Origin of the sequence: Hyphomonas sp., assembly GCF_036964145.1 — a bacterium.
Taxonomy (GTDB): Bacteria; Pseudomonadota; Alphaproteobacteria; order Caulobacterales; family Hyphomonadaceae; genus Hyphomonas.
Window position 1 is genome coordinate 86,611 of record NZ_JBALUC010000004.1, and the last position, 26,477, is coordinate 113,087.

At 61.5% G+C, this 26,477-nt stretch carries 28 protein-coding genes; 11 read left to right on the top strand and 17 right to left on the bottom strand.

The annotated features are described in order from the left end of the window. Window positions 1–46: 46 nt before the first annotated feature. Both V7660_RS12545 and V7660_RS12550 read right to left on the bottom strand, forming a co-directional pair. Window positions 47–496, bottom strand: a complete 450-nt coding sequence (locus V7660_RS12545; protein WP_335603390.1) for a DUF6265 family protein — start codon at window positions 494–496, stop codon at window positions 47–49. After that, window positions 493–807: a hypothetical protein gene (locus V7660_RS12550; RefSeq protein WP_335603391.1), complete on the bottom strand. Its 315-nt coding sequence runs from the start codon at window positions 805–807 to the stop codon at window positions 493–495. Before V7660_RS12550 ends, V7660_RS12545 begins: the two co-directional genes overlap by 4 nt. A 43-nt stretch (window positions 808–850) precedes the next feature. Here V7660_RS12550 and V7660_RS12555 point away from each other — a divergent pair, with 43 nt between their 5' ends. Further along, the gene (locus V7660_RS12555) at window positions 851–2,023 is read left to right on the top strand and encodes a serine hydrolase domain-containing protein (RefSeq protein ID WP_335603392.1); all 1,173 of its coding nucleotides are present in this window, start codon (window positions 851–853) and stop codon (window positions 2,021–2,023) included. On the opposite strand, the gene V7660_RS12560 is transcribed toward V7660_RS12555, so the two are convergent. Together V7660_RS12560 and V7660_RS12565 are read right to left on the bottom strand one after the other, a co-directional pair. Further along, window positions 2,012–2,452 (bottom strand): PaaI family thioesterase, encoded by a 441-nt coding sequence (locus V7660_RS12560; RefSeq protein ID WP_335603393.1) that lies wholly within the window; start codon window positions 2,450–2,452, stop codon window positions 2,012–2,014. The genes V7660_RS12555 and V7660_RS12560 overlap by 12 nt on opposite strands. Beyond that, window positions 2,452–2,931, bottom strand: a complete 480-nt coding sequence (locus V7660_RS12565) for a PaaI family thioesterase (protein ID WP_335603394.1) — start codon at window positions 2,929–2,931, stop codon at window positions 2,452–2,454. The genes V7660_RS12560 and V7660_RS12565 overlap by 1 nt, the downstream gene beginning before the upstream one ends. A gap of 91 nt (window positions 2,932–3,022) precedes the next feature. Between V7660_RS12565 and V7660_RS12570 the strand changes: the two genes are divergently transcribed. The 6 genes from V7660_RS12570 (at window position 3,023) to V7660_RS12595 (ending at window position 9,140) form a co-directional block, all read left to right on the top strand. Beyond that, window positions 3,023–4,354 carry a flavin-containing monooxygenase gene (locus V7660_RS12570; RefSeq protein ID WP_335603395.1) on the top strand — a complete coding sequence of 444 codons (1,332 nt, stop codon included), beginning with the start codon at window positions 3,023–3,025 and terminating at the stop codon, window positions 4,352–4,354. Window positions 4,355–4,386: 32 nt separating this feature from the next. Then, window positions 4,387–5,076 carry a M23 family metallopeptidase gene (locus tag V7660_RS12575; protein ID WP_335603396.1) on the top strand — a complete coding sequence of 230 codons (690 nt, stop codon included), beginning with the start codon at window positions 4,387–4,389 and terminating at the stop codon, window positions 5,074–5,076. 184 nt (window positions 5,077–5,260) lie between these two features. Further along, window positions 5,261–5,887, top strand: a complete 627-nt coding sequence (locus V7660_RS12580) for a TetR/AcrR family transcriptional regulator (protein WP_335603397.1) — start codon at window positions 5,261–5,263, stop codon at window positions 5,885–5,887. Between the two features lie 74 nt (window positions 5,888–5,961). Continuing rightward, window positions 5,962–6,996, top strand: coding sequence for an alpha/beta hydrolase (locus tag V7660_RS12585; protein ID WP_335603398.1), 1,035 nt, complete (start codon window positions 5,962–5,964; stop codon window positions 6,994–6,996). Further along, a complete protein-coding gene (locus tag V7660_RS12590) occupies window positions 6,993–7,967 on the top strand; it encodes an NADPH:quinone oxidoreductase family protein (RefSeq protein ID WP_335603399.1) in 975 nt (324 codons plus the stop codon). Before V7660_RS12585 ends, V7660_RS12590 begins: the two co-directional genes overlap by 4 nt. Before the next feature lie 36 nt (window positions 7,968–8,003). Beyond that, window positions 8,004–9,140, top strand: coding sequence for a zinc-binding dehydrogenase (locus V7660_RS12595; protein ID WP_335603400.1), 1,137 nt, complete (start codon window positions 8,004–8,006; stop codon window positions 9,138–9,140). A 5-nt stretch (window positions 9,141–9,145) separates the two neighbouring features. On the opposite strand, the gene V7660_RS12600 is transcribed toward V7660_RS12595, so the two are convergent. Next, window positions 9,146–9,883: a hypothetical protein gene (locus V7660_RS12600; protein WP_335603401.1), complete on the bottom strand. Its 738-nt coding sequence runs from the start codon at window positions 9,881–9,883 to the stop codon at window positions 9,146–9,148. 73 nt (window positions 9,884–9,956) lie between these two features. Then, entirely contained in the window at window positions 9,957–10,859 is a 903-nt protein-coding gene (locus tag V7660_RS12605) for an SDR family oxidoreductase (protein ID WP_335603402.1), read from the bottom strand. A 61-nt stretch (window positions 10,860–10,920) separates the two neighbouring features. On the opposite strand from V7660_RS12605, the gene V7660_RS12610 reads away from it, so the two are divergent. Next, on the top strand, window positions 10,921–11,358 hold the full coding sequence (locus V7660_RS12610) for a DUF2147 domain-containing protein (protein WP_335603403.1): 438 nt from the start codon (window positions 10,921–10,923) through the stop codon (window positions 11,356–11,358). On the opposite strand, the gene V7660_RS12615 is transcribed toward V7660_RS12610, so the two are convergent. From V7660_RS12615 to V7660_RS12630, 4 genes are all read right to left on the bottom strand, one after another. Further along, window positions 11,336–11,710: a DUF6460 domain-containing protein gene (locus V7660_RS12615; protein ID WP_335603404.1), complete on the bottom strand. Its 375-nt coding sequence runs from the start codon at window positions 11,708–11,710 to the stop codon at window positions 11,336–11,338. The genes V7660_RS12610 and V7660_RS12615 overlap by 23 nt on opposite strands. Window positions 11,711–11,728: 18 nt before the next feature. Beyond that, window positions 11,729–12,565: a mechanosensitive ion channel family protein gene (locus V7660_RS12620; RefSeq protein WP_335603405.1), complete on the bottom strand. Its 837-nt coding sequence runs from the start codon at window positions 12,563–12,565 to the stop codon at window positions 11,729–11,731. Between the two features lie 29 nt (window positions 12,566–12,594). Continuing rightward, a complete protein-coding gene (locus tag V7660_RS12625; protein WP_335603406.1) occupies window positions 12,595–13,737 on the bottom strand; it encodes a mechanosensitive ion channel family protein in 1,143 nt (380 codons plus the stop codon). Window positions 13,738–13,803: 66 nt separating this feature from the next. Further along, window positions 13,804–14,571, bottom strand: coding sequence for a hypothetical protein (locus V7660_RS12630; protein WP_335603407.1), 768 nt, complete (start codon window positions 14,569–14,571; stop codon window positions 13,804–13,806). Between the two features lie 116 nt (window positions 14,572–14,687). Here V7660_RS12630 and V7660_RS12635 point away from each other — a divergent pair, with 116 nt between their 5' ends. Next, window positions 14,688–15,152: an HU family DNA-binding protein gene (locus V7660_RS12635; RefSeq protein WP_335603408.1), complete on the top strand. Its 465-nt coding sequence runs from the start codon at window positions 14,688–14,690 to the stop codon at window positions 15,150–15,152. A gap of 126 nt (window positions 15,153–15,278) precedes the next feature. On the opposite strand, the gene V7660_RS12640 is transcribed toward V7660_RS12635, so the two are convergent. From V7660_RS12640 to V7660_RS12660, 5 genes are all read right to left on the bottom strand, one after another. Then, window positions 15,279–16,892: a cisplatin damage response ATP-dependent DNA ligase gene (locus V7660_RS12640; protein WP_335603409.1), complete on the bottom strand. Its 1,614-nt coding sequence runs from the start codon at window positions 16,890–16,892 to the stop codon at window positions 15,279–15,281. An 832-nt stretch (window positions 16,893–17,724) separates the two neighbouring features. Next, a complete protein-coding gene (locus V7660_RS12645) occupies window positions 17,725–18,186 on the bottom strand; it encodes a nuclear transport factor 2 family protein (RefSeq protein ID WP_335603410.1) in 462 nt (153 codons plus the stop codon). 98 nt (window positions 18,187–18,284) lie between these two features. Further along, complete coding sequence (locus V7660_RS12650; RefSeq protein ID WP_335603411.1) at window positions 18,285–18,530, bottom strand: hypothetical protein; 246 nt, start codon at window positions 18,528–18,530, stop codon at window positions 18,285–18,287. Window positions 18,531–18,625: 95 nt separating this feature from the next. Continuing rightward, the gene (locus tag V7660_RS12655) at window positions 18,626–19,654 is read right to left on the bottom strand and encodes a ligase-associated DNA damage response exonuclease (protein ID WP_335603412.1); all 1,029 of its coding nucleotides are present in this window, start codon (window positions 19,652–19,654) and stop codon (window positions 18,626–18,628) included. 39 nt (window positions 19,655–19,693) lie between these two features. Next, entirely contained in the window at window positions 19,694–22,189 is a 2,496-nt protein-coding gene (locus V7660_RS12660; RefSeq protein ID WP_335603413.1) for a glycoside hydrolase family 9 protein, read from the bottom strand. Between the two features lie 271 nt (window positions 22,190–22,460). On the opposite strand from V7660_RS12660, the gene V7660_RS12665 reads away from it, so the two are divergent. After that, entirely contained in the window at window positions 22,461–23,690 is a 1,230-nt protein-coding gene (locus V7660_RS12665) for an Hsp70 family protein (RefSeq protein WP_335603414.1), read from the top strand. Here V7660_RS12665 and V7660_RS12670 read toward each other — a convergent pair. Beyond that, complete coding sequence (locus tag V7660_RS12670) at window positions 23,685–23,945, bottom strand: hypothetical protein (RefSeq protein WP_335603415.1); 261 nt, start codon at window positions 23,943–23,945, stop codon at window positions 23,685–23,687. The two genes, V7660_RS12665 and V7660_RS12670, sit on opposite strands and share 6 nt — an antisense overlap. Before the next feature lie 167 nt (window positions 23,946–24,112). Between V7660_RS12670 and V7660_RS12675 the strand changes: the two genes are divergently transcribed. Continuing rightward, the gene (locus V7660_RS12675; protein ID WP_335603416.1) at window positions 24,113–25,669 is read left to right on the top strand and encodes a serine hydrolase; all 1,557 of its coding nucleotides are present in this window, start codon (window positions 24,113–24,115) and stop codon (window positions 25,667–25,669) included. A gap of 3 nt (window positions 25,670–25,672) precedes the next feature. Here the strand turns inward: V7660_RS12675 and V7660_RS12680 are convergent, their stop codons facing one another. Beyond that, on the bottom strand, window positions 25,673–26,368 hold the full coding sequence (locus V7660_RS12680; protein ID WP_335603417.1) for a hypothetical protein: 696 nt from the start codon (window positions 26,366–26,368) through the stop codon (window positions 25,673–25,675). Between the last annotated feature and the right edge of the window lie 109 nt (window positions 26,369–26,477).

The following is a 26,477-nucleotide window of genomic DNA, read 5'->3' on the forward strand; positions in this document are numbered from 1 at the left end:
GACGGAAAACATGAAGAAAAGCCCAAACGGGCCACCTAGAGAATGGTTAATCCATACAGGCATTATAGGCGAAATCGCGCCGCTTCGATCCGTCTTCCAGGGCGATATGGGCGAGCAGCATGTCGCTGTCGCGCTCATAATGGATGAGTTGCGGATAGTCATGCGCGCCATTCAGGAAGGTGACGGACTGGTCGTCCTGCAGGCTCTCGACGAATTTCGAAGGGCCGACACCGGCCGGATACACGTTGAGCACGTAAAGTGGGCCGGGCTGGACATGCATCTGCTCGAAGAAGCTGACGCCGCCCTCATCCAGCGTCAACGCATAGCCGAACAAATGGCCGGCTTCGGGCGTTGACCAGACTTCCTTGGCCTTCCCGTTTTCGCTGACCCAGCAGCCTGTCAGCCAGCCAAGCGGATGCCCCTGTGGGGGCGGCTCAATCGTCTGGGCCGACGCGCAGCCGGCGAAAGCGAAGAGGCCAAGCAAGGCGCGTCTCATGAGGTCACCAGTGTGCAGCCAAGGCCGGGATCAAACCGCGCTTCTGACTTCACAAGTCCGCCGAGCACGCTGGCGCGGGTGACCTGGCCATCATCGGTAAAGGTCACAGCGCTGACATCGGATGTGAAATCGGTCTTGCAGCTCTCCAGCCCGCGCTCGGCAACGTGCAGACAGGAGCAGACCATCTTTGCGCCATAGGCTGTCGAGACTTCGGCGAATTCGACCTGTCCCTTCAGCCAGAAGTGCCAGACGAGCCCGCCAAGGACGACAGTGACAGCCATGACGACCAGAAGTGCTTTGACGAGTTTCATGAACTGCCCCTAAGTTTCCCGGAAAGAGTAGGGGAGAGACGCCATGTGGCGCAAGATTTTCGTTTCGGGACTGGCTGCAATTGTGACAGCGGGGGTTGCTGCCGCGCAGGCTCTCGTGCCCCTTCCGCCCCAGCCGGAGGGTCTCGCCTGGCCCACGCAGGGATGGGAGACAGGCGAGATTCCGGAAGAGATCGCGGCCCTTGTGCAGCCACTCATCGACCAGGCAATGGCCGGCAGGCTGGAAGACGAGATGGGCGAGACCCGCGCCCTCATTATCGTGCATCATGGGAAAATCGTGGCGGAAGCCTATGCCAATGGCTTCGGACCGGACATGAAGCAGGTTTCGTGGAGCATGGCGAAGTCGGTGACCTCTGCCCTGGCGGGCCGGGCTGTGGAACTCGGGCTGATCGAGGATTTGGACGCGCCGATGCCCACACCATTCGATGAAGGCGATCCGCGGGCGGAGATCAGCTGGCGCCAGTGGCTGACCATGACGGACGGGCTCGACTATACCGAGATCGGCGCCACGAGCATGGCAGAGAATGACGTCATACAGATGATGTACGGACCGGGCCGGCTCGATGTGCTGGAATATATCAAGGATGAACTGCCGCCGCTGCATGAGCCGGGGGCGGTATGGAACTATTCGACGGCGGCGTTCCATCTGATTGGGAATGCCTTGCAGGGAGTGGCGACCAGCGATTCCTCGTCCGCCGCCTTTTCCGACTGGTTCAGGCGGCAATTCAGCGACCCGATCGGCATGAATGCCGTCATCGAATTCGACCCCGCCGGCACGTATCTTGGCGGGTCCCTCGTCTGGGCTTCAGCGCGGGATTTTGCGAAGTTCGGCTATCTCTACCTGCGCGATGGCATGTGGGAGAGCGAGCGCTTGCTGCCGGAAGGCTGGGTCGATTTCTCGCGTTCCCATCCTGAAGCCCCAAAGGAAAACGTCTATGGTGCAGGCTTCTGGCTCACCACGGACGGCGCCGCGCCAGTGCCGGATTACCAGCGCCGCGACGCGCCCCCCTGGGACAGTTTTGCGGCTGAGGGTCATGAAGGCCAGACGATCTTCATTGTGCCGAGCCGCGATCTCGTCATTGTGCGGCTCGGCCTGATGAGCAATGAGGGGGAGAACTGGCCGCGTCTTTTCCGCTGGAATCAGGCGGTTGCGAGCGCTTTTCCCGTCCTCGAGCCGGGTGAAGTCCTAATCCCCTGACACCATGAAATGCGCCATCAGGGTCGTGACAGGTTTGGATCGTTCATCCTGCCACGCTTCGGCGCGGACCGAACACATGCGGCGGCCCATCTTGGTGATCTCGGCGCGGGCATACAGATCCTTCGCATGGCCCTGGCGCAGATAGTCGATCGTCAGATTGATCGGGCGCGGCGGCCGGGGCAGATGCTCCGTCACGAGAAACACCTGTGCCTGGGAGGTCAGCTCAAGGAAGGCCCCGATTGCGCCGCCATGAATGGCCTTGATCATGAAATTGCCGATCAGTTTTTCCTGATAGGGCATGATCATGGTCATCTCGTCGCCCATGACTTCGCATTTGAGGCCCATCTCCTGGGCGAGCGGCGTGCGGGCAATGAAGGCGCGGACCTCGTCGGCGCGGGTCTGGCCGGCGATTTCAGTATCGTCTGCCATTACATCGTCCTCATGCTGTCGACTGAACGGGGCTTGTTGATGGCGAAGGCGCCAGCAGCGGTCGCGATCATCTTGTCGCGGCTGTCATGATAGGCCCAGGCGCGCGTGAAACATATGTTCCGCGTGACGTGATAGCACTCGGCCTCGCCAATAATGTCGCGGCCCTTGTCAGCCGGACGCATGTAATCGAGCCGCAGGTCCAGCGTTGCCACGAAGCGGGGCTTGGGGAGGGCGGAACTCGCGGCTGTGCCACAGAGATTGTCGAGGAAGGCTGTCAGAACGCCGCCGTGGATGACGCCTGTGTCCGGATCGCCAACAAGGCGCTCCTTCCAGGGCTGCAGACCCCAGACATGAGCTTTCTCGATACGGGTGAACCGGAAGCCCATGCGACGGCCCCACGGAATTCCTCCGCTGATCATCTCAATGTTTTCGTTCATCACCTCCCAGGGTTCGGGAGATGACGTGGCGTCATCGCTCATATTGGTCCTCATTCGTTTGACGAGTCGTTCTGCCCGGATAACATCATAGGGAAAAGAGCGAAAACAAAGAGCTCACGTGGAGGAAGACAAAATGGCATTCGATGGCGCGACGAAGCCCAAGGCCTGCATCATCGGGGCAGGGTGTTCCGGTTTCACCATGGCCAAACGCCTGAAGGACTACGGCATCCCGTATGATTGTTTCGAGATGTCGGACAATATCGGGGGCAATTGGTACTACAAGAACCCGAATGGGGCCTCGTCCTGCTACCAATCCCTGCACATCGATACCTCGAAATGGCGCCTCGCCTTTGAGGACTATCCGGTGCCGGAGGATTGGCCGGATTTTCCCCACCATGCCCAGCTGCTCCAGTATTTCCATGACTATGTCGACCATTTTGGTCTGCGCGAGACAATCACGTTCAACACGGCGGTGACCGATGTGGCGGACTTGCCCGGTGGGCGCTGGAAGGTCACGCTGTCGACTGGTGAGAGCCGCGAATATGATGTGGTCATCGTGGCCAATGGCCATCACTGGGACCCGCGCATGCCGAAATATCCGGGCTCATTCGACGGCCATCAGGTGCATTCGCACAATTATACCGACCCGTTCGAGCCGTACGATTTCCGGGGCAAGCGGGCGATGGTCGTTGGCGGCGGGAATTCCGCGATGGACATCTCCTCGGAATTGTCCCAGCGGCCGCTGACAGAGCGCCTGTTCATTTCCATGCGGCGGGGCGTGTGGGTGATGCCGAAATACATGGATGGCCAACCCTCGGACAAGGCGGTGCTGCCGGCCTGGCTGCCGTCAAAGGTCGGACGGGCGCTGGCGCGCAAGAAGATCAAGAAGACGATCGGCATGATGGAGGATTATGGCCTGCCCAAGCCGGACCATGAGCCTCTGGACGGTCACCCCTCTGTGTCCGGTGAATTCCTGACGCGGGTTGGCTGCGGCGACATCTGCCCGAAGCCAGGCATTGAACGCCTCGATGGCGACGGTGTCGTCTTCACCGATGGCACGCGCGAAAAGATCGATGCGATTGTCTGGGCGACGGGCTACAATGTGACTTTCCCCTTCCTCAAGCAGGATGACCTCACGCCGAAAGACAATGTCTTCCCCCTGTTCAAACGCATGGTGAAGCCGGGGCGGGAGACGATCTTCTTCCTGGGGCTTGCCCAGCCCTTGCCCACGCTGGTGAACTTTGCCGAGCAGCAGTCGAAACTCGTCGCGGCCGCAGTGAACGGGGATTATGCGTTCCCGTCAGCGGATGAAATGGAGCGGATTACCGAAGAGGACGAGAAAGAGCATCTCGGCCATTTCTATGACAGCCCGCGCCACCGGATGCAGGTGGATTTCAATCTCTATTGCCGGGATCTGAAAAAGGAGATTGAGCGGGGAGCCAAACGCGCGCGCGTTGTTGCCTGATGTTAACCGGTGAGGGGGCATAAAGAGGACCCATGACCCGTTTGCTCTTGCTTTCCGCCGCCTTGCTGCTGGCTGCCTGCGCTTCGCCGGCGCCAGTCAAGATTCATTATCCCCCCCAATCTGCGCCTAGCGCGGGGGCTGGCGCGCCGCCGGCAGCTGCTGCCACGGAGCAGGGGCCCTTTGCGCCGAACGCGTATCTACGGGCCTGCTATGGCATTCGCGTATCGAATTCTCCGATTGTCGACGAGGATGGCTGGGTGCTGCACTACAAGCCGATTGTAGTGGTGAACGGCATCCCTCTGGCGGCGGCACCCGCGAATGATGTTTGCCTGACCTCCGGCTTTGGGCAGCGCTTTGGCCGGCGGCATGACGGTATCGACCTACAGTCGCGGCCTGCCGGAACGATCTATGCCAGCGCGCCGGGGAAGGTCATCGAGGCGCGTGTCTCGACGGGTTACGGCAACATGGTGCTGATTGATCATGGCAAGGGCGTCTACACGCGCTACGCCCACCTCGCCTACATCCAGCCGGGCGTTACCAAGGGCGCGAAGATTGGATTCGGCCAGCCGGTCGGCTTCATGGGCTCCAGCGGGAATGCCACCGCCATACACATCCATTTCGAGATACTGACCGGCAATTATAACAATCCACGCGGCTCCAAGGGCCTCGCGCCGCGTGACCCGTTTTCATTTCCGCCCTATGAGTATGCTCAGGCCTATTAGGGGCTGGGAGTAGTTTTCCTCATTTTCCTTCGGGTCGTACGCGATCATCGTGTGGGCCATACGTCAGCGCAAGCTCGACAGAGTCAGCCACACCGCTGAGAAAGAATTCCCGTCAGCAGCGTAAAAAGTTGACGGGTAATGACGCCTTGGTCATGATGTGGGGCTTCCCCGAGGAAAGGCGTGTATGAGCTCCATCGTAAAGACACTGGCCGGTTCAACCGGAAAACGGGCCAGATCCAAGGCTGCCAACCGACGGGCCATCCTGCAGGCGGGGCGCCGCGTGTTTGCGCGGATCGGCTTCGAAGCCACGACGGTACGCGACATCATCCGGGAAACCGAGCTCGCCGCCGGCACCTTCTACAATTACTTCAAGTCCAAGGAAGAAGTGTTCGAGGCGATTGCCGAGGACTCCACCTATCGTTTCCGGTCGCGCCTTCAGGACGTCCGGGCATATGCCACCGATTTTGAAACCTATGTCCATGATGCCTATCGGGCCTATTTCGGCTTTATTGCGACCGAAAACGAAGAAGCGATCCGCAATGGTGCGCCGCACCTGGCCCTGATCGGGGTACGGGTCGATACACCCGAAATGCTGGCCGTGGCAGAAGAAATCCGCGCCGATCTCGAACATGTCCTGTCCGGCGAAGGTGGCCCCAAGATCGACACCGCCTATCTGACGGCTGCGGCCATCGGAATTGCCCGTGAAATGGGTGAACACATGTTGCTGCGCCGTCCGGTAGATGTTGACGGCGCAACGGAATTCGCGACGGCCTTGCTGCTGGCGGGCGTGCGGGAGATTGCCGCGAAGTAAGGAGAAACGCCTCTTGGCGTGGACGCGCTTGCAAGGCTAAGCTTTCTGTCAACAAGACAGGACGGGAGGCGACCATGAGCCTGCAGCAGATAATCACCAAATTCATCTTCAAACTGCCGGATGGCTTGCTCGTGCGCATGGCCGGGGGCAAGCCGGTCGAGGTGCGGGGCCGCGTTCTCGAGCCGCAATTGCAAATGGTTGCATGGAATGGCCGCAATGCGCCGCCCATGTCGTCGCTGGAGCCGGAAATCGTTCAGGCCGCTGTCAAGGAACAGCTGGGCATGTTGGCGGCGCCAATCGAGCCCGGCGTGACAACGGAGAATTTCACCATTCCCGGGCCCGACCGTAACGAAATCCCGGTGCGTCTCTACAAGCCATCCGGCCAGGATTCCTCCGTGCCATTGCTGGTCTATTACCATATGGGCGGCGGCGTGGTCGGTGACCTTGAAACCTGCAATGCATGGTGCTCCATTCTCGCCTCCATCACCAAGGGCCCGGTCCTGTCAGTGGACTACCGGCTGGCTCCGCAGAACAAATTCCCCGCGGGCATCGATGACAGCATCGCCGCCTATGAATGGGGCGTGCGCAATGCCGGCAAGTATGGTGCGCCGGAAGGCATGGCGGCCGTGGGCGGCGACAGTATGGGCGGCAATTTCTCGGCCATCATCTCTCAGGAGATGCAGCGCGAACACAAGCCGCTGCCCGTCTATCAATTGCTGATCTATCCGGCCGTGGACATGGTCGAGGAATTCCCGTCGCGCACCGAGTTCGGAGAAACCTTCTCCCTCAGCACAGACACGATGAACTGGTTCATGGAGCAATACCTGCCGGACGATTTCGACATGTCCGATCCGCTCCTGTCGCCGGGCCAAACCGCCGAGCTGGAAGGGCTGCCCCCGGCGATCATCATTACGGCGGGACATGACCCGTTGTGCGATGAGGGCGATGATTATGCCAAGCGTCTCAAGAGTGCGGGCGTGAAGGTCACTCACAAGCGCTATGATACGCTGCCCCATGCCTTCACGGCCTTCACCGGCTTCTCGCCGGGCTCTCGCAAGGCATGTCTGGAAATCGCCAACATGGTGAAAGACCTTGTCTCAAAACTATGAAAGCCCTCGTCTGTGATACGCTGACGGACGATTTTTCCGGCCTGTCGGTTCAGGATGTTCCAGTGCCCGAGGTCGGGGAAGGGGGGGTGCTGGTGCGCGTCAAGGCGGCCAGTGTGAACTTCCCTGACCTGCTGATGAGCCAGGGACAGTACCAGATGAAACCGGAGCTGCCCTTCATCCAGGGCATGGAATGCGCCGGGATTGTCGAGGCTGTAGGCATAGGCGTCTCCGAGTTTTCACCAGGCGACCGGGTGGTCGGCGGCAACAAGACTGGAGCCTTCGCAGAATTTGCGTTGCTGCCCGCCTCCAGCCTGTCGCGCGTGCCAGAGAATATGGAATTCGCGGAAGCGGCAGCCTATCCTGCAGCCTATCTGACCGCCTATGTCGCGCTTGTGCGGCGGGCCAATTTGCAGCCCGGTGAGACATTACTCGTACACGGCGCAAGTGGCGGCGTGGGGATGGCGGCCGTCGATGTCGGAAAGCTGCTCGGCGCGACCGTGATTGCGACCTCGGCATCGGACGCCAAATTGGACAAGGTCATCGAACACGGCGCCGACTATGCGATCAATGTCACGCAAGGTTTTCGCGACAAGGTCAAGACGCTGACCGCCGGGCGCGGGGCTGACGTCATCTTTGATCCTGTCGGCGGCGACGTGTTTGATGAAAGCGTGCGGTGTATCGCGTTCGACGGGCACCTGCTTGTCGTGGGTTTCACGTCTGGCCGTATCCCTGAAGTAAAGGTCAACATGCCCCTCATAAAGGGATTCTCCGTGGTCGGCGTGCGGGCCGGGGAATATGGCCGCCGCTTTCCCGAGCGCGGCAGGGAGAACATGGCGGAGATCTGGAAGTGGGCAGCCGAGGGAAAGACGCAGCCGCGCATCCATGCCGAACTGCCCCTGGACCAATGGCGGGAAGCCTATCGCCTGCTCACCGACCGTGAAGTGGTGGGCAAGGTGATCATCCGGCCCTGAGAAGAACAATAGAAAAACAGAAGAGGAAACAACGAGATGTCGACACTCCCCGAGAAAAGCCTGCAATTGCGGTCGCTGATTAAGCCGGAAGGCGAACTGGAACTGTCCCTGGTCGAGGTGGATATGCCCACGCCCGGCCCGGGCGATGTAATCATCAAGGTTGAAGCGACCCCGATCAATCCCTCCGACCTCGGCCTTCTGGTCGGTGCAGGGGATATCCGAACCGCCGTGCAGAGTGGCACGGTAGACCGGCCCGTGATCACCGCCAAGGTGCCTGAGGCGGGCATGCGGGCCATGCAGGCCCGTGTCGGTCAGTCTCTGGGCGTCGGCAATGAAGGCGCTGGCACGGTTGTCGCCGCAGGGGAGTCCGATGCGGCTCAGGCCCTGCTCGGCAAGCGTGTCACGGGCCTTGGCGGGGAGTTCTACTCCGAATACCGTATGCTGAATGTGGCCCAGGTCATGGAGCTGCCGGAAGGTGCTACGGCAGAGCAGGGCGCCTCCTGCTATGTGAACCCGCTGACGGCGCTGTCCTTTGTCGAAACGATGCGTGAAATGGGACATGAATCCCTCGTGCATACAGCCGCCGCCTCAAACCTTGGCCAGATGCTGAACAAGATCTGCATCAAGGATGGCGTGCCGCTGGTGAACATTGTTCGCAAGGAAGAGCAGGCCGAAATCCTGCGCGGCATCGGCGCGAAACACATCGTCAATTCCACCTCGCCGACCTTCATGGAGGATTTGATTGCTGCGCTAATGGAAACCGGCGCGACGCTCGGCTTTGACGCCATCGGCGGTGGTCCGCTCGCAGGCCAGCTCCTGATCGCGATGGAAGCGGCCGCCAGCCGCAAGATGAAGGAATATTCGCGCTATGGCTCCGGCCAGCAGACGCAGGTCTTCATCTATGGCCGGCTCGACATGTCGACGACGCAGGTTCCGGCCGGTGTCGGCTTTGCGTGGAATCTCAGCGGCTATTTGCTGACGCCATTCCTGCAGAAGGCCGGCAAGGAAGTTCGCGCCCGCATGTACAAGCGTGTGATGGACGAACTGACAACCACGTTCGCCAGCCATTACACCAAGCGTATCTCGCTGGCCGAGGCGCTTAACCTCGACACGCTGAAAGCCTATGATGCCAAGGCGACTGGCGAGAAGTACCTGATCACGCCGAACGCCTAGAAGGCTTAGCCGATCCTGTCATGCGTGATGCGTATGGCATGATCGGCATCCTTCAGGACGACAATATCGGCGGTTTCTTTCAGGGGCGCGATGTGGTCGCGCAAATTGGGCAGATTGATCCGGCCCCAGACGGATTTTGCGAAGTCGAGCAGTTCCGGCTCTGACATGTGCAGGAAGTTCGCATAGAAAGAGGTCGGATCATCCTCTGCCGCGCGCCAGAGACGGTGGAAACGCTCGGTATACCAGGTGAGCAGGTTGTCTTCCGTCGCATCGAGGTACACAAGATAGTCGGGCTCGCGTGCAGGACGCGGAGGCGGGGACAAGGGCTGGAAGCCGAGCCCCTCAAGGATCAGGATATCGGGTTGCGCGATGGAACGGGTCATGTCCGGATCAATGTCATAGGTGACATGGCTGTAGCCCGGAAAGTCTGCCGCACCATTTGAGAGGGCGGCAATCGCATCGCCCAATGCCTCCACATTGTACGTTTCCGGAAACCCCTTGCGGAGTGTCAGGCCCCGTTCCTCCAGAATTTCGTTGGGAAAGAGGAACCCATCCGTCGACACAGTTTCCACCTTGTGGGCGTCGGCCAGGATGGCGGCGACTTTGTTCGCAAGTGTGGTCTTGCCAGAGGCGACAGACCCGGTCAGGCCGACCACAAGGCCCTCATGTCGTGAACTGATGTCCGACAGGCGGGCGCCCAGGGCGGAAAGGCCCGGTGCATGTTCGGAAGAGGAGTCGGTCATGGGGCAGGCTCCGGACGACAAATCTGTGCCCGAAGCCTAGCCCGACCGGCTCGCCTGTCCAGTCACAAACCTATCAGACGGTCCGCTTTGCCTTGTCCTGCGCGTTCGTCGCCTCAATTGCATCGCGCGCGGCCTGCCATTCGGCATCGCCCCATGCGGTCAGCTGGGAGAAGTTCCCGCCCGACGCATTGTACATCGCGCCGTCGATGGCGATGGTTTGTCCGTTCACATAGTCCGCACCCGACGCCATCAGGAAGACAGCAAGGTTCACCAATTCGTGCATTTCACCGACGCGGCCCATCGGGTTGGCTGCGCCGGAATCCATGCGGTTGGCACCTTCGGCGTCCGGAGCCAGCCGCTTGGACATGCCTTCGGTCGGGAAGGGGCCCGGAGCGATGGCGTTGAAGCGCAGCCCATAGCGGCCCCATTCGACGGCGAGGCTTTGCGTCATTGTGTTCACGGCCGCCTTGGACATCGCCGAGGGCACGACGAACGGGCCTCCATTCCAGACCCACGTCGTCAGGATCGAACAGACGCTTCCCTTGCGGCCTTCCTTGATCCAGCGTTTGCCGATGTCATGCGTCATGTAGAATGTTCCGCGAAAGACGATGTTCGAGATCGCGTCGAAGCCGCGGATGGACAGGTCTTCGGTACGGCTGATGAAATTTCCCGCCGCATTGTTGATGAGACCGGTCAGGGGTCCGTACTTGGTCCAGATATGATCGTTCATGTCGGTGATGGCTTCGGCCACGCGGATGTCGCAGGCATGCGGCACGACCTTGCCGCCATGCTTTTCCATCAGCTCGCCGGCTGTATCTTCACAGACCTGTCCGCGCCGGCCACAGATATGCACTTCGGCGCCGAGCTTCAGGAAGCCTTCTGCCATTTCCTTGCCGAGCCCCGTGCCACCGCCCGTCACCAGAATGCGTTCGCCCGACATCAGGCCGTCCCGGTACATCAGTTTTGTCGTGTCCATTGAATTCCTCCCATCTTGTTTTTCTGGTAGAAGTATAAGTCGTCTGAGCGAGGAGGCACCCATGAATCGCGTATTGGCTGGCATTGCCGTCGCGGCATTTGCGACGGGCAGCGCCCATGCTGGGCCGCTCGATGTTTTCGGCACGTTCGTGACGCAAAAGGAAGGGTCGCACATCCGGATTTCCGATTGCGGTGATGGCACGCCCTGCGGCGTGATCGTCTGGATCGATCCGACCAGCGTGTCAGACGGCAAGACGCCAGAGACAGCAACAGATGCGAAGGGCGCCAGGATCCTGGGTCTGACCATGCTGGAGGGGTTCAGGCGCAAGGCGAATGGCTGGACGGGCGGTACGATCTACAATCCGAAGGAAGGCAAGACCTATGGGTCGCGGATCAAGCTGCTGGCGGATGGCGTGCTGGAAGTGAAGGGCTGCATCGGCCCGATCTGCCAGACCCAGCATTGGGCGCCGGTCGAGTCTACTTCCGGAATGGCAGACTGACGAGCCGCCACAGGACCCAGACCGGGATCACGACGGCCGCACCTGCGAGGGCGGGTTTCCAGAAATTCCGGACTCCCCAGCCAAGGGCGGCAAGCGTCGTGCTCGCCACATTCGCAATCGCAGCGCCCATGTTCACGTCCGGATTGGACGGATTGAACTGCGAGGCCAGCACGAAAAAGCCGACGAGAATGCACAGGCCGAGCAGTTTCAGCGACCCCCAGATGGATATCCCGAACAGCCGCGCGAGCAGGGATCGTGGCGGCTGGTGGCTGGCCGGTGCCCGGGGCGGCAGGGGCTCTGGGACCGGCTCGACCTTCACTTCCGGCAATTCTGGGTTCGGATCTGGGGACATGGTGTGTGATACGGCCTGTTAGTCGTTGGCTGCCTGTTTCTGGATTTCGACCTGGTGCGGATAGGGGATCGAGATGCCTTCGCGGTCGAAGGCTTCCTTCACCGCTTTCGTAAGGTGAAATTTGACATCCCAGACATCCTCAGCCTTGACCCAGCTGCGTGTTGCGATGTCCACGGAGCTGTCCCCGAGATTGACCACTTTCACGAAAGGCTCAGGGTCCCGGAAGATGCGGGGATCCGCGTCGATGACCTGCCGGATGACCGCGATGGCCTTGTCCATGTCGTCATCATAATCAATACCGAACGTCACGTCGGCGCGGCGCGTGTCGTATCCGGAATAGTTCTCGATGACACCATCAATGGCCTGGCTGTTCGGGACGAGAACTTTCACATTGTCGACAGTCGCCAGCACGGTCTGGAACAGATTGATGTCCTTTACGGTGCCTGCGACACCAGCGGCTTCGATATAGTCGCCCAGCTTGTAGGGGCGGAACAGCATGATCATGACGCCGGAGGCGATATTGCCGAGCGCACCCTGCATGGACAGGCCGATGGCCAGGGTCAGGGCGCCGAGCACGGCCACGAAGCTGGTCGCCTGCACGCCGAAGACCTGCAGCACTGCGATCAGGACAGCGGCGGTAATCGCCCACCGCACGATCGATGCGAAGAAATTGCCGAGCGTGTTGTCGATGCCTTCGCGCTTCAGGGCCTCACGCTGGACGAGTCCGGCCAGCCAGCCGGCAATACGCAAGCCGATGATCAGGACAAGCAGGGCGCCGATCACTTTCACACCGAACGAGACGATGAAGGGGCTATATTCGCTCCAGATGGCGGCTGGGGTCAGCTCTTCGGGCATGGAGGTCTCCTCATAGGGGTCAGGGCAGGCTAGTCGTCGGTTTCTGTAATGGATGTGAGTGGACCCTGTTCCGATCCGGCTGGCGCATGCGGCCGGTAGGCCATGTTGACTTGGTGCGGGAAGGGGATGGTGATGCCTTCACGATCAAAGGCCTCTTTCACCGCCTTGGTAAGGTCGGCACGGACCTGCACGAATTCCGGTGTGGCCACATAGGCCCTCAGACGCAGGCGCACACTCCAGTCGGCCAGCGTGTGGACGCCCACCCAGGTTTCGTCCTTGGCCAGGATGCGCGGATGCTCGTTGGCCGTGTCCAGCAGCGTTTTCAGGGCATGATCCATATTATCGTCATAGGAAATGTCGAAATAGAGATCGAACCGTCGGCGGGTTTGCCGGGTATGATTGACCAGTGGATCTCCCCACACCTTGTCATTTGTGACCGAGACGATCTTGTTGTCGATCTGCTTGAACGTGGTGCGGAAGGGGGTGATGTCGGTGATCTCGCCATCCATGCCGGCCAGGGTCACAAAGTCGCCAATGCGGAACGGTCGGAAAATGGCCAGCATGACACCGGCTGCGACCGCTTTCAGCGTGTCCTGCAAGGCAAGGCCGATGGCGAGGGCAGCGCCGCCGAGCAGGGCGGCAAGCGAGGCCGTCGGGAAGCCGAGCTGGGTCAGCGCCAGGACGATGGCGATGGCAAAGATCAAATACTTCAGGAGCGAGGCAGAGAAGGCAAACAGTGTGTCATCCGCGCCGTGACGCATATGGGCCTGGTTCCCCATCTTCCGCATGGAGCGCGCGACCCAATTGGCAAACAGGACCGCGATCACAAGGATTGCAATGGCCGCAAACGCGCCGGGCCCGCGCCGGTCGATAATGGCCTCCCAGTCGTAGCCGGCCAGGCCAAGGGGAAGGGGCGTCATGAAGATCAGCGCGAACACCCGCGCCACAGAACTGGCGATATCCCAGCTGGAGCCCTCGAAGGATTTGTCCTTGGCGGATACGCGCTTTCCGAAGGCCGTAACGATCCGTTTCACCAGGCCTGACAGGAACCAGATCAGGAGGCAGGCGAGAAGGACCAGGCCCCATTTCTCGATGAAGGGCCAGGACTTGGCCAACCAGACGGGCCAATTGCTCGTGTCGACATTGGGCAGGGCGAGTGATTCAAAATCCATGGGACGGCCAGACTCGTTGTTTCTACGGGCAAAAAAGCGTCAGTTTGTGCCGCTTGTCCAGTTTGCTCAGGCCGGTATGACTGATCCGTCGGCACCCCGAAAGAGGCGCAAGCAGATGATGAGGGCCAGAATCACTGTGCTGGCGATGGCCAGCCAGTTCATTTCCGTGACATGCCAATTGTTCAGGATGATGCCGATAACGCCCCAGCCGAGCGCAGCGAAATACCACCAGCTGCGGCTGACATAGCGCGCGAACATCCAGGCTGCGAAGCCCGCAGTGAGCAGGGTGATCCAGAGCATGGGCCATGGATAATCGGTTGCGCCGAGGCTGGAAAAGCTGCGCAGGGTCAGCGGAATTGAGATGGCCACGGCCACGCTGATCCAGCCGGACAGCATGGCGGCGACAAAATCGGCGAGCGCTTTCTTGGGGCTCCAGCCGGTTTCGCGCAGGCGGTCCATGCGAAACGCTGCGATCCATGCGGTGATGGCGATCGGGAAAAGCAGCAGGAAATCCAGGGGCTGCCATGCGATCAGCTGCGCACAGAGCATCCAGACGATGTTGAAGAGACCCGCCCATGCGAGGGGGACGCCCACGCGGTCCATCCAGGGTTCACGGTCGCGCCAATAGGCGACGCCGAAGAACAGATAGGCGAGAAAAATCACGCTCCAGATCGAAAAGAAGGCTGGCAGGGGCTGTTCCGGCAGGGTCATGCCGCGTGTCGCATTTCCGATGGGCGTGCCAATGCCGAGGGCAGGTGCGAGCGCGCCAGACATGGGCTGGAGCAGGCCAAGGAGAATGACGATCAGGGGCAGGTGTTTTTTCATGAGGTCCATATGAGCCGAATTTCAAATGGGGCAAATCCGCGGCGTGTGAAAAAAGTGGGATGCAGGTTGGCGTTTTCACGTTATACGCCGCGATCTCTGCGGAGACTCAAAAGAGGAATTTGCTCATGGCAAAGACACCTGTGGCCAAGAAGGCTACTGCAAAACCGGCCGCCAAGAAGGCGACCACACCGGCCAAGACGGCTGCTAAACCTGCCGCCAAGACCGCTGCTGCGAAGAAGCCAGTTGCCCGCAAGGCAGCTGCGCCAAAAGCCGCACCAAAGGCGACGGCTGCAAAACCGGCTCCGAAGCCAGCAACCACCGTCACGATGCGTCAGCTGTCGGCGGAAATGGCAGAGGCGCACGGCCTGACCAAGAAGCAGTCGGAAGAAATCTTCTCCGACCTGGCTGATCGGATCACGAAGCGCCTCAAGAAAGGCGAACGTTTCCGTCTCAACGGCCTCGGCACGCTGGAAGTGCGCAAGCGCCCGGCACGCATGGGCCGCAACCCGGCAACGGGCGAGTCCATCAAGATCAAGGCGTCGAAGAAAGTTGCTTTCCGCGTCGCCAAGGAACTCAAAGAGTCCGTTTAAGGATCTTTGCATTCCATTCAGTTTCGAAAGGGCCGGGGATATTTTCCCGGCCCTTTTTTATTTGCTCGAAGCTGTTCGCGGCTTTCGCCGCGGCCTCTGCGCCTGCGCCTTGCTTGTGGCAGCGCTTTACTCCGGCAACATGGCCTCCAGGGTTTCCAGTCGGTCGGCCTCCTCGGCGGGCTTGTCCCAGCGGATGCGGTTGATGCGGGGAAAGCGCATGGCGATGCCGGATTTGTGACGGGCTGACCGCTGCAGGCCCTCAAACGCCACTTCCAGAACGAGGGACGGTGTCACCGAGCGCACAGGCCCAAACCGCTCGATCGTGTTGTCACGGACGAATTTGTCGAGCTGTTTCAATTCCTCATCGGTAAAGCCGAAATAGGCCTTCCCGACGGGCGTCAATCTTTCCTCGCCGTCTTCATCGCGCCAGACGGCGAAGGTGAAATCGGAATAGAAGCTGGAGCGGCGGCCATGCCCGCGCTGGGCGTAGAGCAAGACCGCATCGACCAGCCAGGGATCGCGTTTCCATTTGTACCAATGGCCCTTGACGCGGCCGGGCACATAGGGGCTGTCCCAGCGTTTCAGCATCAGGCCTTCGATCTCCGGGGCAGGGGGCTCCATACGGTGTGCGTCCAGCGCCGCCAGATCGGTGACCGGAACGAGCGGGGAGAGATCGAAGCGCGGGCTCGCTGTTTCCGCGATGAAATCTTCCAGGCGCGCCCGGCGCTCGCGGAAGCTCAGGGGGCGGATATCCTCCTCGCCCGCCTGCAGCAGGTCATAGGCGCGGATGAAAGCGGGATGCGTGTCCATCTGCTTCTTCGAAACGGTCTTGCGGTTGAGGCGCTGTTGCAGCGCATTGAACGGCGCGACGCTTTCGCCATCCTCTCCGCGCACCAGCAGTTCGCCATCCAGCGTGCCCTCGAAACTCATCGCGGCCAGCACGTCCGGGAAGGTGTGGGAAATGTCGTCCCCCGTTCGCGTATAGATGCGTCGCACGCCGCCTTCGGAGCTGGCCTGTACGCGGATGCCGTCATATTTCCATTCGGCGGCAAAGGCCTCGGGCGTGATCAGGGCCGGGTCCACCGCATCGGGATTGTCGCGGCCCGCTTTCGGCACCAGCGGGTGGGCCAGCATGACCGGCCGGAAGGGCGCCTTGATGTCCGGCTCGGGGCGGCCGGTCTTGCCTTCGAGCCAGGCAAACAGGCTCTCATAGGGCGGGGCGAGGCCGTGCCAGATCTCCTCGATCCCGGTCACGTCCACGCCGCCGAAATCGGCCAGCGCCAGCTTGGCGAGGCGCGCGGAAACGCCGATCCGCATGCCGCCGGTGATCAGCTTGAGCAGCGCCCAGCGGCCGGTCGGGTCGAGGCCGTCGAGCCAGTTGGCGACCAGACGCTGCGCCTCTGGCCGCGTCGCGCCGTCCAGCGCCTCGACGATCTCGGCCAGTGGCGGCGGGCGGTTCGCGCGGCGCTCCCCCGGCCAGACCAAGCTGACGGTTTCGGCCATGTCGCCCACATAGTCATAGGACAGGCGGAACAGTTCAGCATCCATCCGGTCGGTCACCAGGTCGCGGATCGCGGCGGGCTTGATGCTCTTCAGGTCGAGGTCGCCGGTCAGCGCGCCGAGCGCATAGCCCCGGTCGGGGTCTGGCGCGCTGCGAAAATAGGAAACCATCAGGCGTAGCTTGCCATTGCGCGAAGGCGTTAGGACGAGACGGTCAAGAAGCTCTGCGAAGGCCTGCATCCGCCATAGATAGGGCGGGGAGGCGGGCGTGTGTATCCCCGGTCTGCGCCCGAGAGACAGAGCGGGAATTTGTCATCCCGGAAAATCCGACAGGATTTATCCGGGATGACAGCCCGCGCCCGTGCTTCGACTTCGCTCAGCATGAGCGCTCATAGAGCACGGCTCATCCTGAGCGAAGTCGAAGGATGACTGGCACGCATGAAGCTATCGGCGCTGGGTCCCGGATATTTGCTGGCGCAAATTCCGGGATGACAGAATTGGGAGTTTGGTTCCTTCCTCCTGCACAAATAGCCGGACTGGCCAAAACCATCCGGGTATCCATCATTCCAGCTTCGCAAAACGAAGCCGAGGCGCGGCAGGCGCCGTGGCGCTCCGCCTGAAATAAATAAGGGCTACGGAATGGAGCGTTACCGCCCGCCGCGCCGGCCAGGAATTTCGGCGAACACCCTCAAGGGGGCCCATAGTCCCGGGTCTTCGTTACCGGCGCCGCGCGAACGGATCCACCGTGCTTTTGACACGTGTGGCCCATCCGGGGAGGTTCAATTCCCGTGCGACCGGACGAGGCGGTTTCCCAACTTGCCTTCGCAAGCCCACCCTGGCCTGACCTGCCTAGGCACCGGCGAGACCGTCTCTCCCACCCGCACCCTCCTGACCCTGCCCCCCACAACCAGAACGGTACCTGATCCGGCTCCTGTGAGAGCAGGGGCATAGTATGGCGCGGAGGGGTATCAGACGGATTCGATCCCCTCGTAGGGCGGGTCATGACCCGCCATGCCGCGATACCGGATGGCGGGTTACGCTGCGCTAACCCGCCCTACGAGAGATCGACAGGCTAAAACATGTCGTTCCCGTGTACGGAGGTTTCCGGGACGGGCTGGCCCGCGCCCCAATGTTCGGCAAGCTTGCCGTCTTCCATGCGGAAGATGTTGATGACGGCGGTGCCGCGCGCATCCGGTTCAGCCTTGAAATGGGTGTGGAGCCAGACGAGGTCGCCATCGGCGCCGGCGCGTTTGATCTCGGCATGCATCTGGGGGAATTGTTCGATGCGCCCGGCAAAATAGGTGAGGAAGCCATCCTTGCCGTCGGGCACATGTTGCGAGTGCTGGATATAGCCATCGGCGATGCACTCGCGTGCGGCGATATCGAGGTCCAGTTCGACCTCGATGACATTCATGCACCAGATTGCCTTGTCGAGATTGGCGGTTTCAAGTTGTTCCTGCGCGCTGGAGGCGGTGGCGCAGGCGCCGAGCGCGCTGAGGGCCAGGGCGGCGCTGATAAGTTTGGTGATTGGCATGATGTCCTCTCACTGCCGGTTATCGAGACCGCAAGCAGGCTAGAATCGTGAGAGGGGAGGAGTCGATGCAACTCTTTGTTACTGGATGGAACAGCGGGTTAAGCGTCGTGTTTCGGATAGTCAGGGGTCAGGGACGGGTCTGGCGCCGGTGCGCCGTTTTCTCTCAACAGTCTTCCGAGTTTCGCGTATAAATTCTTGTGACAGCGCTTGCTGCCGTCCTTCGCATTAACAGTGGTATGAAACCAACCAGACTCAGGCAAAGTGATATGAATTTCGCCTGTGTTTTCGTCGAGCCAAACGCCCGCCCGCGCGTAGACGCTTTTTCCGGGTTTACTGCTTTCCATTTTATCCTCCTGCTCTGCATCAAGAATAAGTGGAGTAAGTTCGGGAAATTTTAAATTATAGGTAGAATATGTGATCGAGTGTTAAGGACAATGCCTCACCCCATCTCTTCCTCATAGCCGACCAGCCGCAGCGGCTTGGCGCGGCGGCCTTCGAGTTCGGCCCAGCGGACGAGGGCGTCTTCGCGGCCATAGGTGATCCAGAGGTCCTGCGGATCGACTTCGCGGACCGTGTCGGTCAGCTCGTCCCAGTCGGCATGGTCTGAGATGACCAGCGGCAGCTCGACGCCGCGCTGCTTGGCGCGCTGTTTGACGCTCATCCATCCGGACGCAAAGCCGATCACCGGATCGGGGAAGCGCTGGGCCCATTTGCCTTCAAAGGCGCCGGGCGGGGCGATGACGATCTCGCCCCGGAACACTTCGCGCGCCGATTTTGACATGTCCTCCAGGGTGGCCGGCCGCAGTTCGCCGAGGCTGATTCCCGCCGCCTCATAGACCTCGCAGAGCTTTTCCAGGCTGCCATGAATATAAATTGGCCGGTCATGGCCCGCCATGCGGAGGTGCTTGATGACGCGCTGAGCCTTTCCCAGAGAGTAGGCGCCGATGCAATGGGTGCGGTCCGGATTGTCGGCCACTGAGCGCATAAGGCGGTCAATCTCGTGTTCCGTGGGCGGATGGCGGAAGACGGGCAGGCCGAAGGTCGCCTCGGAGATAAAGACATGCGTGTTCTCGACCGGCTCGAACGTTGCACAGGTCGGGTCCCAGCGGCGCTTGTAATCGCCCGTAAAGACCATGCGCAGGCCCTTGTGCTCGACGACAATCTGCGACGATCCGAGGATGTGACCGGCCGGGGAGAGCCAGACCGTGACGCCATTGATCTCGATGGCTTCGCCATATTCGACCGCTTGCGTCTGCCTGGCGAAGCTGTCGCCATAGCGCGCGGCCATGATGGCGAGCGTGTGGGGATGAGCGAGCACTTTGCCGTGGCCGCCGCGCGCATGGTCTGAATGGCCATGACTGATGACGGCCCGGTCCACCGCGCCGCGCACGGGATCAAGGTAGAAATCCCCCGGCGGGCAATAGAGGCCCTTTGGGGTCGGGTGGAGCAGGAGGTCGGGGCGCAGCATGAGCCTAATGTAGGGTGCGCGCCCCGACGGGGAAGGGGGCTAGTCCTGCCGGGCCAGTTCGGCGGCCGCCAGCGAGAGCTGGATATAGCTGGCACCGAGCGGGATGACATATTCGTTCTGGCCCCAGAAGAAGGGCCAGTCCTCACGGTTTTCCGGGAAGTCCGGCTTCAGGATCAGCACGCCGGGCACGATGCCACCCGCGATGAAGGAGAAGTCCGCGCGATTGCTGCCATAGGCGACAAGCTTGGACTGGGCCCCGACGCCGGAGACGAGCGAGAGATTGTGCCCCGGATGGCGGCCGAGCACATAGTCGAACCCGTCCAGAACTTCCTGTTTCGAGACCAGATCCGGCCAGGCGCCGTGAATGGCGTCGGCCGTGTTGGCCTGTCCGATGATCGAGCCGGAGCCGGCCCAGCCGCCCCGTGTGATCTCGACGCCGAAGGGATTGTCCTTGCGGGCGGCTTTCATGTCCTGCGTCCATGCGGCTGCGGCGGCGCGCAGGCGCTGGTCATAGGCGGAGTTCATCATGGGGCGGATGGCAATCGCGGACGGGGCGATGGCGCCGAAGAAGGGCGTTGCCTCGTCGAAGGCCTGTTCCACGGCCATCGCGTATTGGGTGTCGCCCGTCGCGCGCAGGAGTTCTGCGGCGGCGAGGAAGCGCTCCATCGGCAGGGGGCCGCCCGTCGTGTTGCCATGCCGGTAGGTGTCCGGTTCGCGGCCGTTTTCGTCGGCAAAGGTTGCGACGGCCTGGGCCAGTGCCTTGTCGGCAAGGGCGTCATCATAGCCGCGCAAGGCGCTTGAGGCGGCGGCGAGGGCGGCGGCCGAGCCGTATTGCAGGGCGCTGGAGCGGCTGGTGAAGGCCCAGCGATCATCCAGCCGGCCTGAGCGGCCCTCCTTCACCTCGTCCGCGCCGAGGGAGGCATCATATATGAGGCCGTCGGTCTTGGTGACGGCGTCGCCGAGATGGGTGTACTGATCAAGGTCCGGCTCGACGATGCCGTGAATGGCAAAGCCGACGGCATCGAACTGGGCTAGCAATTGCAGCGTGCCATGCTTGATCTGCTGTTGCAGGTCGGCCGCGCCATCCGGCACATGGATGTCGGCGCGGCGGCGCTGCCAGTCCACCTTGGTGACGTCGCGGTCCGGACCGAAGCGTTCCCATGTATGGGCGAGCGTGCGGACCGTCGCATACTGGCTCTGGGTGCGGATGTCGAAATCGCCGGCATCGAACCAGCCGCCGACATTCAGGCCGGGAATGTGTTCCAGCGGCGCGAAAGCGGTGTCGGTGGTCGGCCCCTGGGCGTAGAGATCGTGATGCTCATGATTGACCGGCGCCTGAAGGGCATCATCCATATGGGCGGTGCCGTGCCAGACGCGATAGGCCTCGTTGACGAACATATGGTCCATCTGCACCGGCATGAAGACGTCGAGCGTGGCGTGCCAGGCTTCGTCATAGGCGGTGTCGGAGATGGGGAAGGCGGCTGTGCGCTGGCCGTCATGAACGAGCTGGTAGAGGCCCGGCTCTGTCACGGAAGAAAAGTCGAACCGCGCATAGGCGTAGCGAAGGTATCGGCCCCAGGAGTCCGGCGTTGCGGAGAGGACAGTTTCCTCGCTGCCATCTGGGAGCAGGCGGACAAGCTGCATCTCGCCGGGCGCGCCGGCGTCGCGGTCCATCTGCAGGATGGCGGCCTTTTCGCGGGAGGGCGTGTAACCCAGCTGGTTGTAGGAGATGACAGGCGGGCTGACCCAACCGTCCTGCGAGGCAGCTTCGAGGCGCCATTCCATCAGGCGGCCGGTCTTGCCGGCGGGCAGAACGGTACGGGCCACATACCAGCCATTGCTGGCTTGGTTGCGCCCGTCATAGAGCGAGATCGGGGCGCCCGAAGAGGACAGGGACACGCGGTGTTCGGCATCTCCCGGCGCGAGGACGAGTGTGGTGCCGGTCGCGATGGGGGCCGGGTCGGCAGCGGCGCCGTCCGGGCGCGGGCCGCCTTCACGGGGTGTCATGTCGCTGGCGGCGGAGTGGGGGATGATGCGCGCGTCGCCATCGACCAGCAGGCCCTTGCCGCCATAGACGGACGGAACGAATTCCAGATTGAACCCGGCCTTGCCGGCCAGCCCCTCGGGGAGGGCCTGATCACTGTTGACCGAGATCACATAGCCACCGGAATCGCGCTCAACGCGGATCGTGTAATTATAGTCATAGTCCGGATAGGAGAGGTCAGCCTCGATGAAGCCTGCTTCGCTGTCGACGCGGCGGGTGACGAAGGCGCCGATCGGCTCCCACTGGCCGGGGGTTGCTTCCAGGCGCACATCGCCATTGGTGACGGTGCGCAGGCCGTGATGGATGAGTTCGACGCCGGAGATCTTGGCATCGGCGAAGAGGCCATCATACCAATTGGAGAAAACCAGCACATCGGCGCCGGGCTGGTGGAAATATTCCCCGTCCCGAATTTCCTGCGCAGTGGCAGGCGCCAAAGATAGCGCTAACATGGACAGGCAGGCCGCGACGGGCGACAGGCGGGGATATCTCATCGGTTTCCTCCAGGGGGCTGGACTGCTTGGTGCAGCTTCTGAGGAAATGGTAGCGCAAACATTTTCCCGCTCGCAACCCCTAAATTAAATGAAACCGCTCTCCTAAGACCGAAATATTGATTTTCGATCCATACGGTCACTCCCTCGATGAGTACATGTTCCATGACTTCACACTGGAGCCGAGGGGGGCAGGGCTGGGCGCGGCATCTTTCGAAATGCTGACAGCTGGGGTAGGCGACGGGGTCGCGATTCAGGTCTCCGGAGGTTCCTCATGCAAATCGGCATCGATTTCGGAACATCGAACACATCGATTGGATATGCCGGGCCGCAGGGCGTGCGCCTGATCGAGCTGGAGCCGGACGCCACATCGATCCCGACGGCGGTGTTCTATGGCTTGGCGTCCGGAGAATATGCCATCGGGGCCGAGGCCGTGGCGGCGTATGAGACGGGCGAGGAAGGCCGGTTGATGCGGTCGATCAAATCCGTGCTGGGCTCGTCGCTGATCGACGAGACGACGGATGTCGGCCGTCGGCGCCTGCCGTTCCGGGACGTGATTGCGCATTTCCTGCGCCGGGTGATCGCCCGGGCGGAAGCCGAGATGGGCGAGCGGGTTGAGTCTGTCGTGCAGGGACGGCCGGTCTCGTTCAATGACCGGGACGCCGATCTTGACCGGCGCGCGCAGGCCATCCTGGAATCCTGCCTGCACGAGGCGGGCGTGGCGCATGTGGAATTCCTCGACGAGCCTGTGGCGGCGGCGCGTTCGGTAAGCTTTCCGAGCGGCCGGGAGAAGCTGGTCTTCGTGGTCGATATTGGCGGGGGCACATCGGATTTCTCGGTCGTGCGCATCGCGTCGGACAATTCCGGGTTCGACGTGCTGGGCAGCACCGGCCTCTATGTGGGCGGCAATGATTTTGACCAGAAGCTGAGCTTTTTCGAACTGTCGCGGCTGCTCGGGCATGGCGAGACGCTGGAGCTGAACGGATTGCCGGTGCCATCTGCGCCATATTCGATCCTGTCTGACTGGAAAAGCCTGAACAAGCTCTATGCGCGGGACGTGCAGAAGCGGATCGGATGGATGGTACAGAACAGCCCGAACAGTCGCGCAATCCGGGCCTTCGATCATCTGGTACGCCACCATGAAGGCCACGCCTATGCCAAGCGGACCGAGCAGATCAAGATCGAGTTGAGCGACACTGACCAGCAGGCCTTTATCTATGACACCCCCGATTTGCGGCTGGAGCGTGTGGTGGAGCGCCGGGTGTTCGAAGGCCTGATTGACGAGGCGGTATCACAGATGGACGCGGTGGCAGTGGACTGCCTGGGCCAGTCGGGCGTGTCGCCGGACCAGGTCACCGATATTGTCATGGTGGGCGGGTCGACCTTTATTCCGCTCGTGCAGTCCCGGTTGGCGGGGCGGTTTGGCAATGCTGCACTCTCCGAGAGTGACCGCTTCGGCGCCGTCGCCAAGGGCCTTGCAGTTCACGGGATGAGCCATCTATGACAGGCGCGTGCAGAAGACGCGATCCGTGAATGAAACAAGGCACCGATACAGTGTCGGCCCTTGTTTCAGGTAGAGCCAGTCGCCATCAACCTGTTCGAGGTCAAACCCCGCATCCAGCAAATCCTGAAGAGGCGCCCTGTCGGCGGTGATCGTGGAGGAAGTGATGGACGGAGCAGTTGCAGGCATTTGGGTGCATGCGCCAAGTGCCAGGGCAGCAGCGGTTAGGGTGGCAAGCACAGGAGCGTGGAACTTCATGCTGTTTCCTCCTTCGGACGATTTTGATTTCCCGCTATGATAGCGCTCCTTGCGCTTAAAGGAAGAAGTTTCGAAAAACGCATCCAAACTGAGTCGAAAGCTGCCCCGCCACACTTGCGACACGGTCATCTGTGCATAAAGTCAGGCCGATCAGAGGAGAATCACGCATGCGCGCAATCCGGAAATGTCTTGTATCCCTGTCTGCGCTGGCCGTGCTGGCCGCCGCGCCCGCGATGGCTGAAGAGGGCGGGTCGACACGGGCACTGGATGATGCGCTGGCGGCCGGTTACAAGGCCGCGTTCATCTGCTCCTCGACCTTCAATGCAGGACAGACGCTGGAAGAGATTCGCCAGAACGAGCTGTCCGGCATCTATCCGGATTACCAGCGCAGCTTTGACAAATTGCCCGATGCGATGATCGACCCGGCGCGCAAGCTGGTCTCGGTGACCTATTCCAATACGATGCCGCCGCGCATGGCGGTCTGGCGCCCCGGCTTTGGCTGTACGCAGCTGCCGATTGGCGCCGAAGAGGGCGCGCTGAACTTCCTGCCGCGCTTTGCCGCCTGGCCGGACTTCACCGGCGAAGACCGGGGCAGCGCCATCGGCTCGAATGTGAAGGTGCAGCTGCGCATCGAAGAAGCCGAACGTCTGGAAGCGCCGGTTTCGTTCGCGTTTGACGAGCGCACCTATGGCAATGGCACGCGCACCAGTGCGGTGGTCGTGGTGAAAGACGGACAGGTCGTGGCCGAGCGCTATGCCCGCGGTATCAATCACGAGACGCCGCAGCGGACCTGGTCGGTGGCGAAATCGATCTCTGCGACGATCCTCGGCGCAGCGCGCCGGAACGGGCATATCGATCTCGATTACCCGGCCGTGATCGCCGACTGGAACAATGGCGCCGACCCGCGCCGCGAAATCACACTGCGCGACCTGATGCAGATGGCGAGCGGCCTCGACAGCGGCGAAGAGGGCTCGCGCACGGACCGGATCTATTTCGGCGGCGGACGCGTGGTCGATCAGGCCGCCTCCAAGGTGATGGAAGCCAAGCCGGGCACACGGTTCAAATATTCCAACAATGACACGCTGATCGCGATGCGCTCATTCCGGGAATCTCTGGGGGCGGATGATTCCTATCATCGCTTCCCGTATGAAAAACTGCTGCACAAGATTGGCGCCGTTCACACGACACTGGAAGTGGACTGGAATGGTGACTTCGTCTCGTCCAGCCAAGTCTGGTCTACGGCGCGCGACCTTGCGCGGGTCGGCCAGCTCTACCTGCAGGACGGCGTGTGGGGCAATGAGCGGCTGCTGCCGGAAGGCTGGGCACAGTTCGTGGCGACGCCGGGCCCGGCGCAACCGACAAGCGGTCCCGGCTATGGCGCGCAATTCTGGCTGATGAACCATGCCGAGGGCATTCCGGCGGGCACCTATTACATGGCCGGCAATCGCGGCCAGTATGTCGTGATCGTGCCGAGCATGAACGCGGTCATTGTGCGACGCGGCTTTGACGTGATCGGCGGCGCGCGATTCGACATTGCCAGCTTCACGCGGGACGCCTTGATGGCCCTGCAGGCGGCTGATGATGTGCGCGCAGGAGAGGCGGCCGAGCGGGCGCAGATCGAGGCTGAGATTGAAGCGACGATCGAGGCCCGCCGCGCGCGCAGTGACCGGGCCAAGGATGCGATCCGGGCGGAAATCCTCGCCAAGTATGGCCGCGAGGAATAGGCCCTATTTGGTGCCGGTTCCGGATTCCGGGCCGGATTGTGGAATGGCCTGAAGGTTTGAGATCCGCTGACGGTCTGACTGGCTGAAGCTCTGCATCATGGCCGAGCCACTGAGATTGAGATCGAGGCTGGCGACATGGGTGCGGCCGTCGGGCGCGCGGTCGCAGGCGATCTTCATCTCGAATTGCTTGATCTTGGCCACGGGCATCGGCTTGAACGCTTTTTTCGCGACCAGCTCGTAATTCAGGATGGCGGGCGACTGCTTGTCCACAATGACTGTCCCGGTGAGGTGCTTGTACACCTTGTCCATGTCATCCGGTTCGGCGCCGGGCTGAGGCTCGAAGGTGTAGGTCGCGGTTGTGTCGGTCTCACCGACCAGGGCCGCATTGGCGGGAATGTTTTCCGCAAACTCCTGGCACCAGATGTCCCCATCCGTATTGGCCTTCATGTTTTTGACGCGCTTGGCGAAATCCTCGCTCCAGCTATCCGGGTCAGGGGAGACGACGCTAAGGCGTTCGCCTTCGGGCAGGCTGGGGTCGACCTTCATCAGGGCCTCGACCTCGCCGGTGGAGAGCGCGAGATCAAATTTGTAGAGCGGGCCATCGGCTGAGGCGGCAAGGGCCTGTTCCAGAGGGGTCTGTGCAAAAGCCGGAGCGGCGAGGGCAAGCAGGCTGGCGGCGCTGGCAAGGGAACGGATCATGACGGGGCTCTGTTGCAGTGTCTGAAAAAGAAGTTTGGGCACAGCTCACCTGAACGCATAGTGAAAGACAAAGGAAATCTCCCCCTCTTGCGATACTTTAATTCCTCTC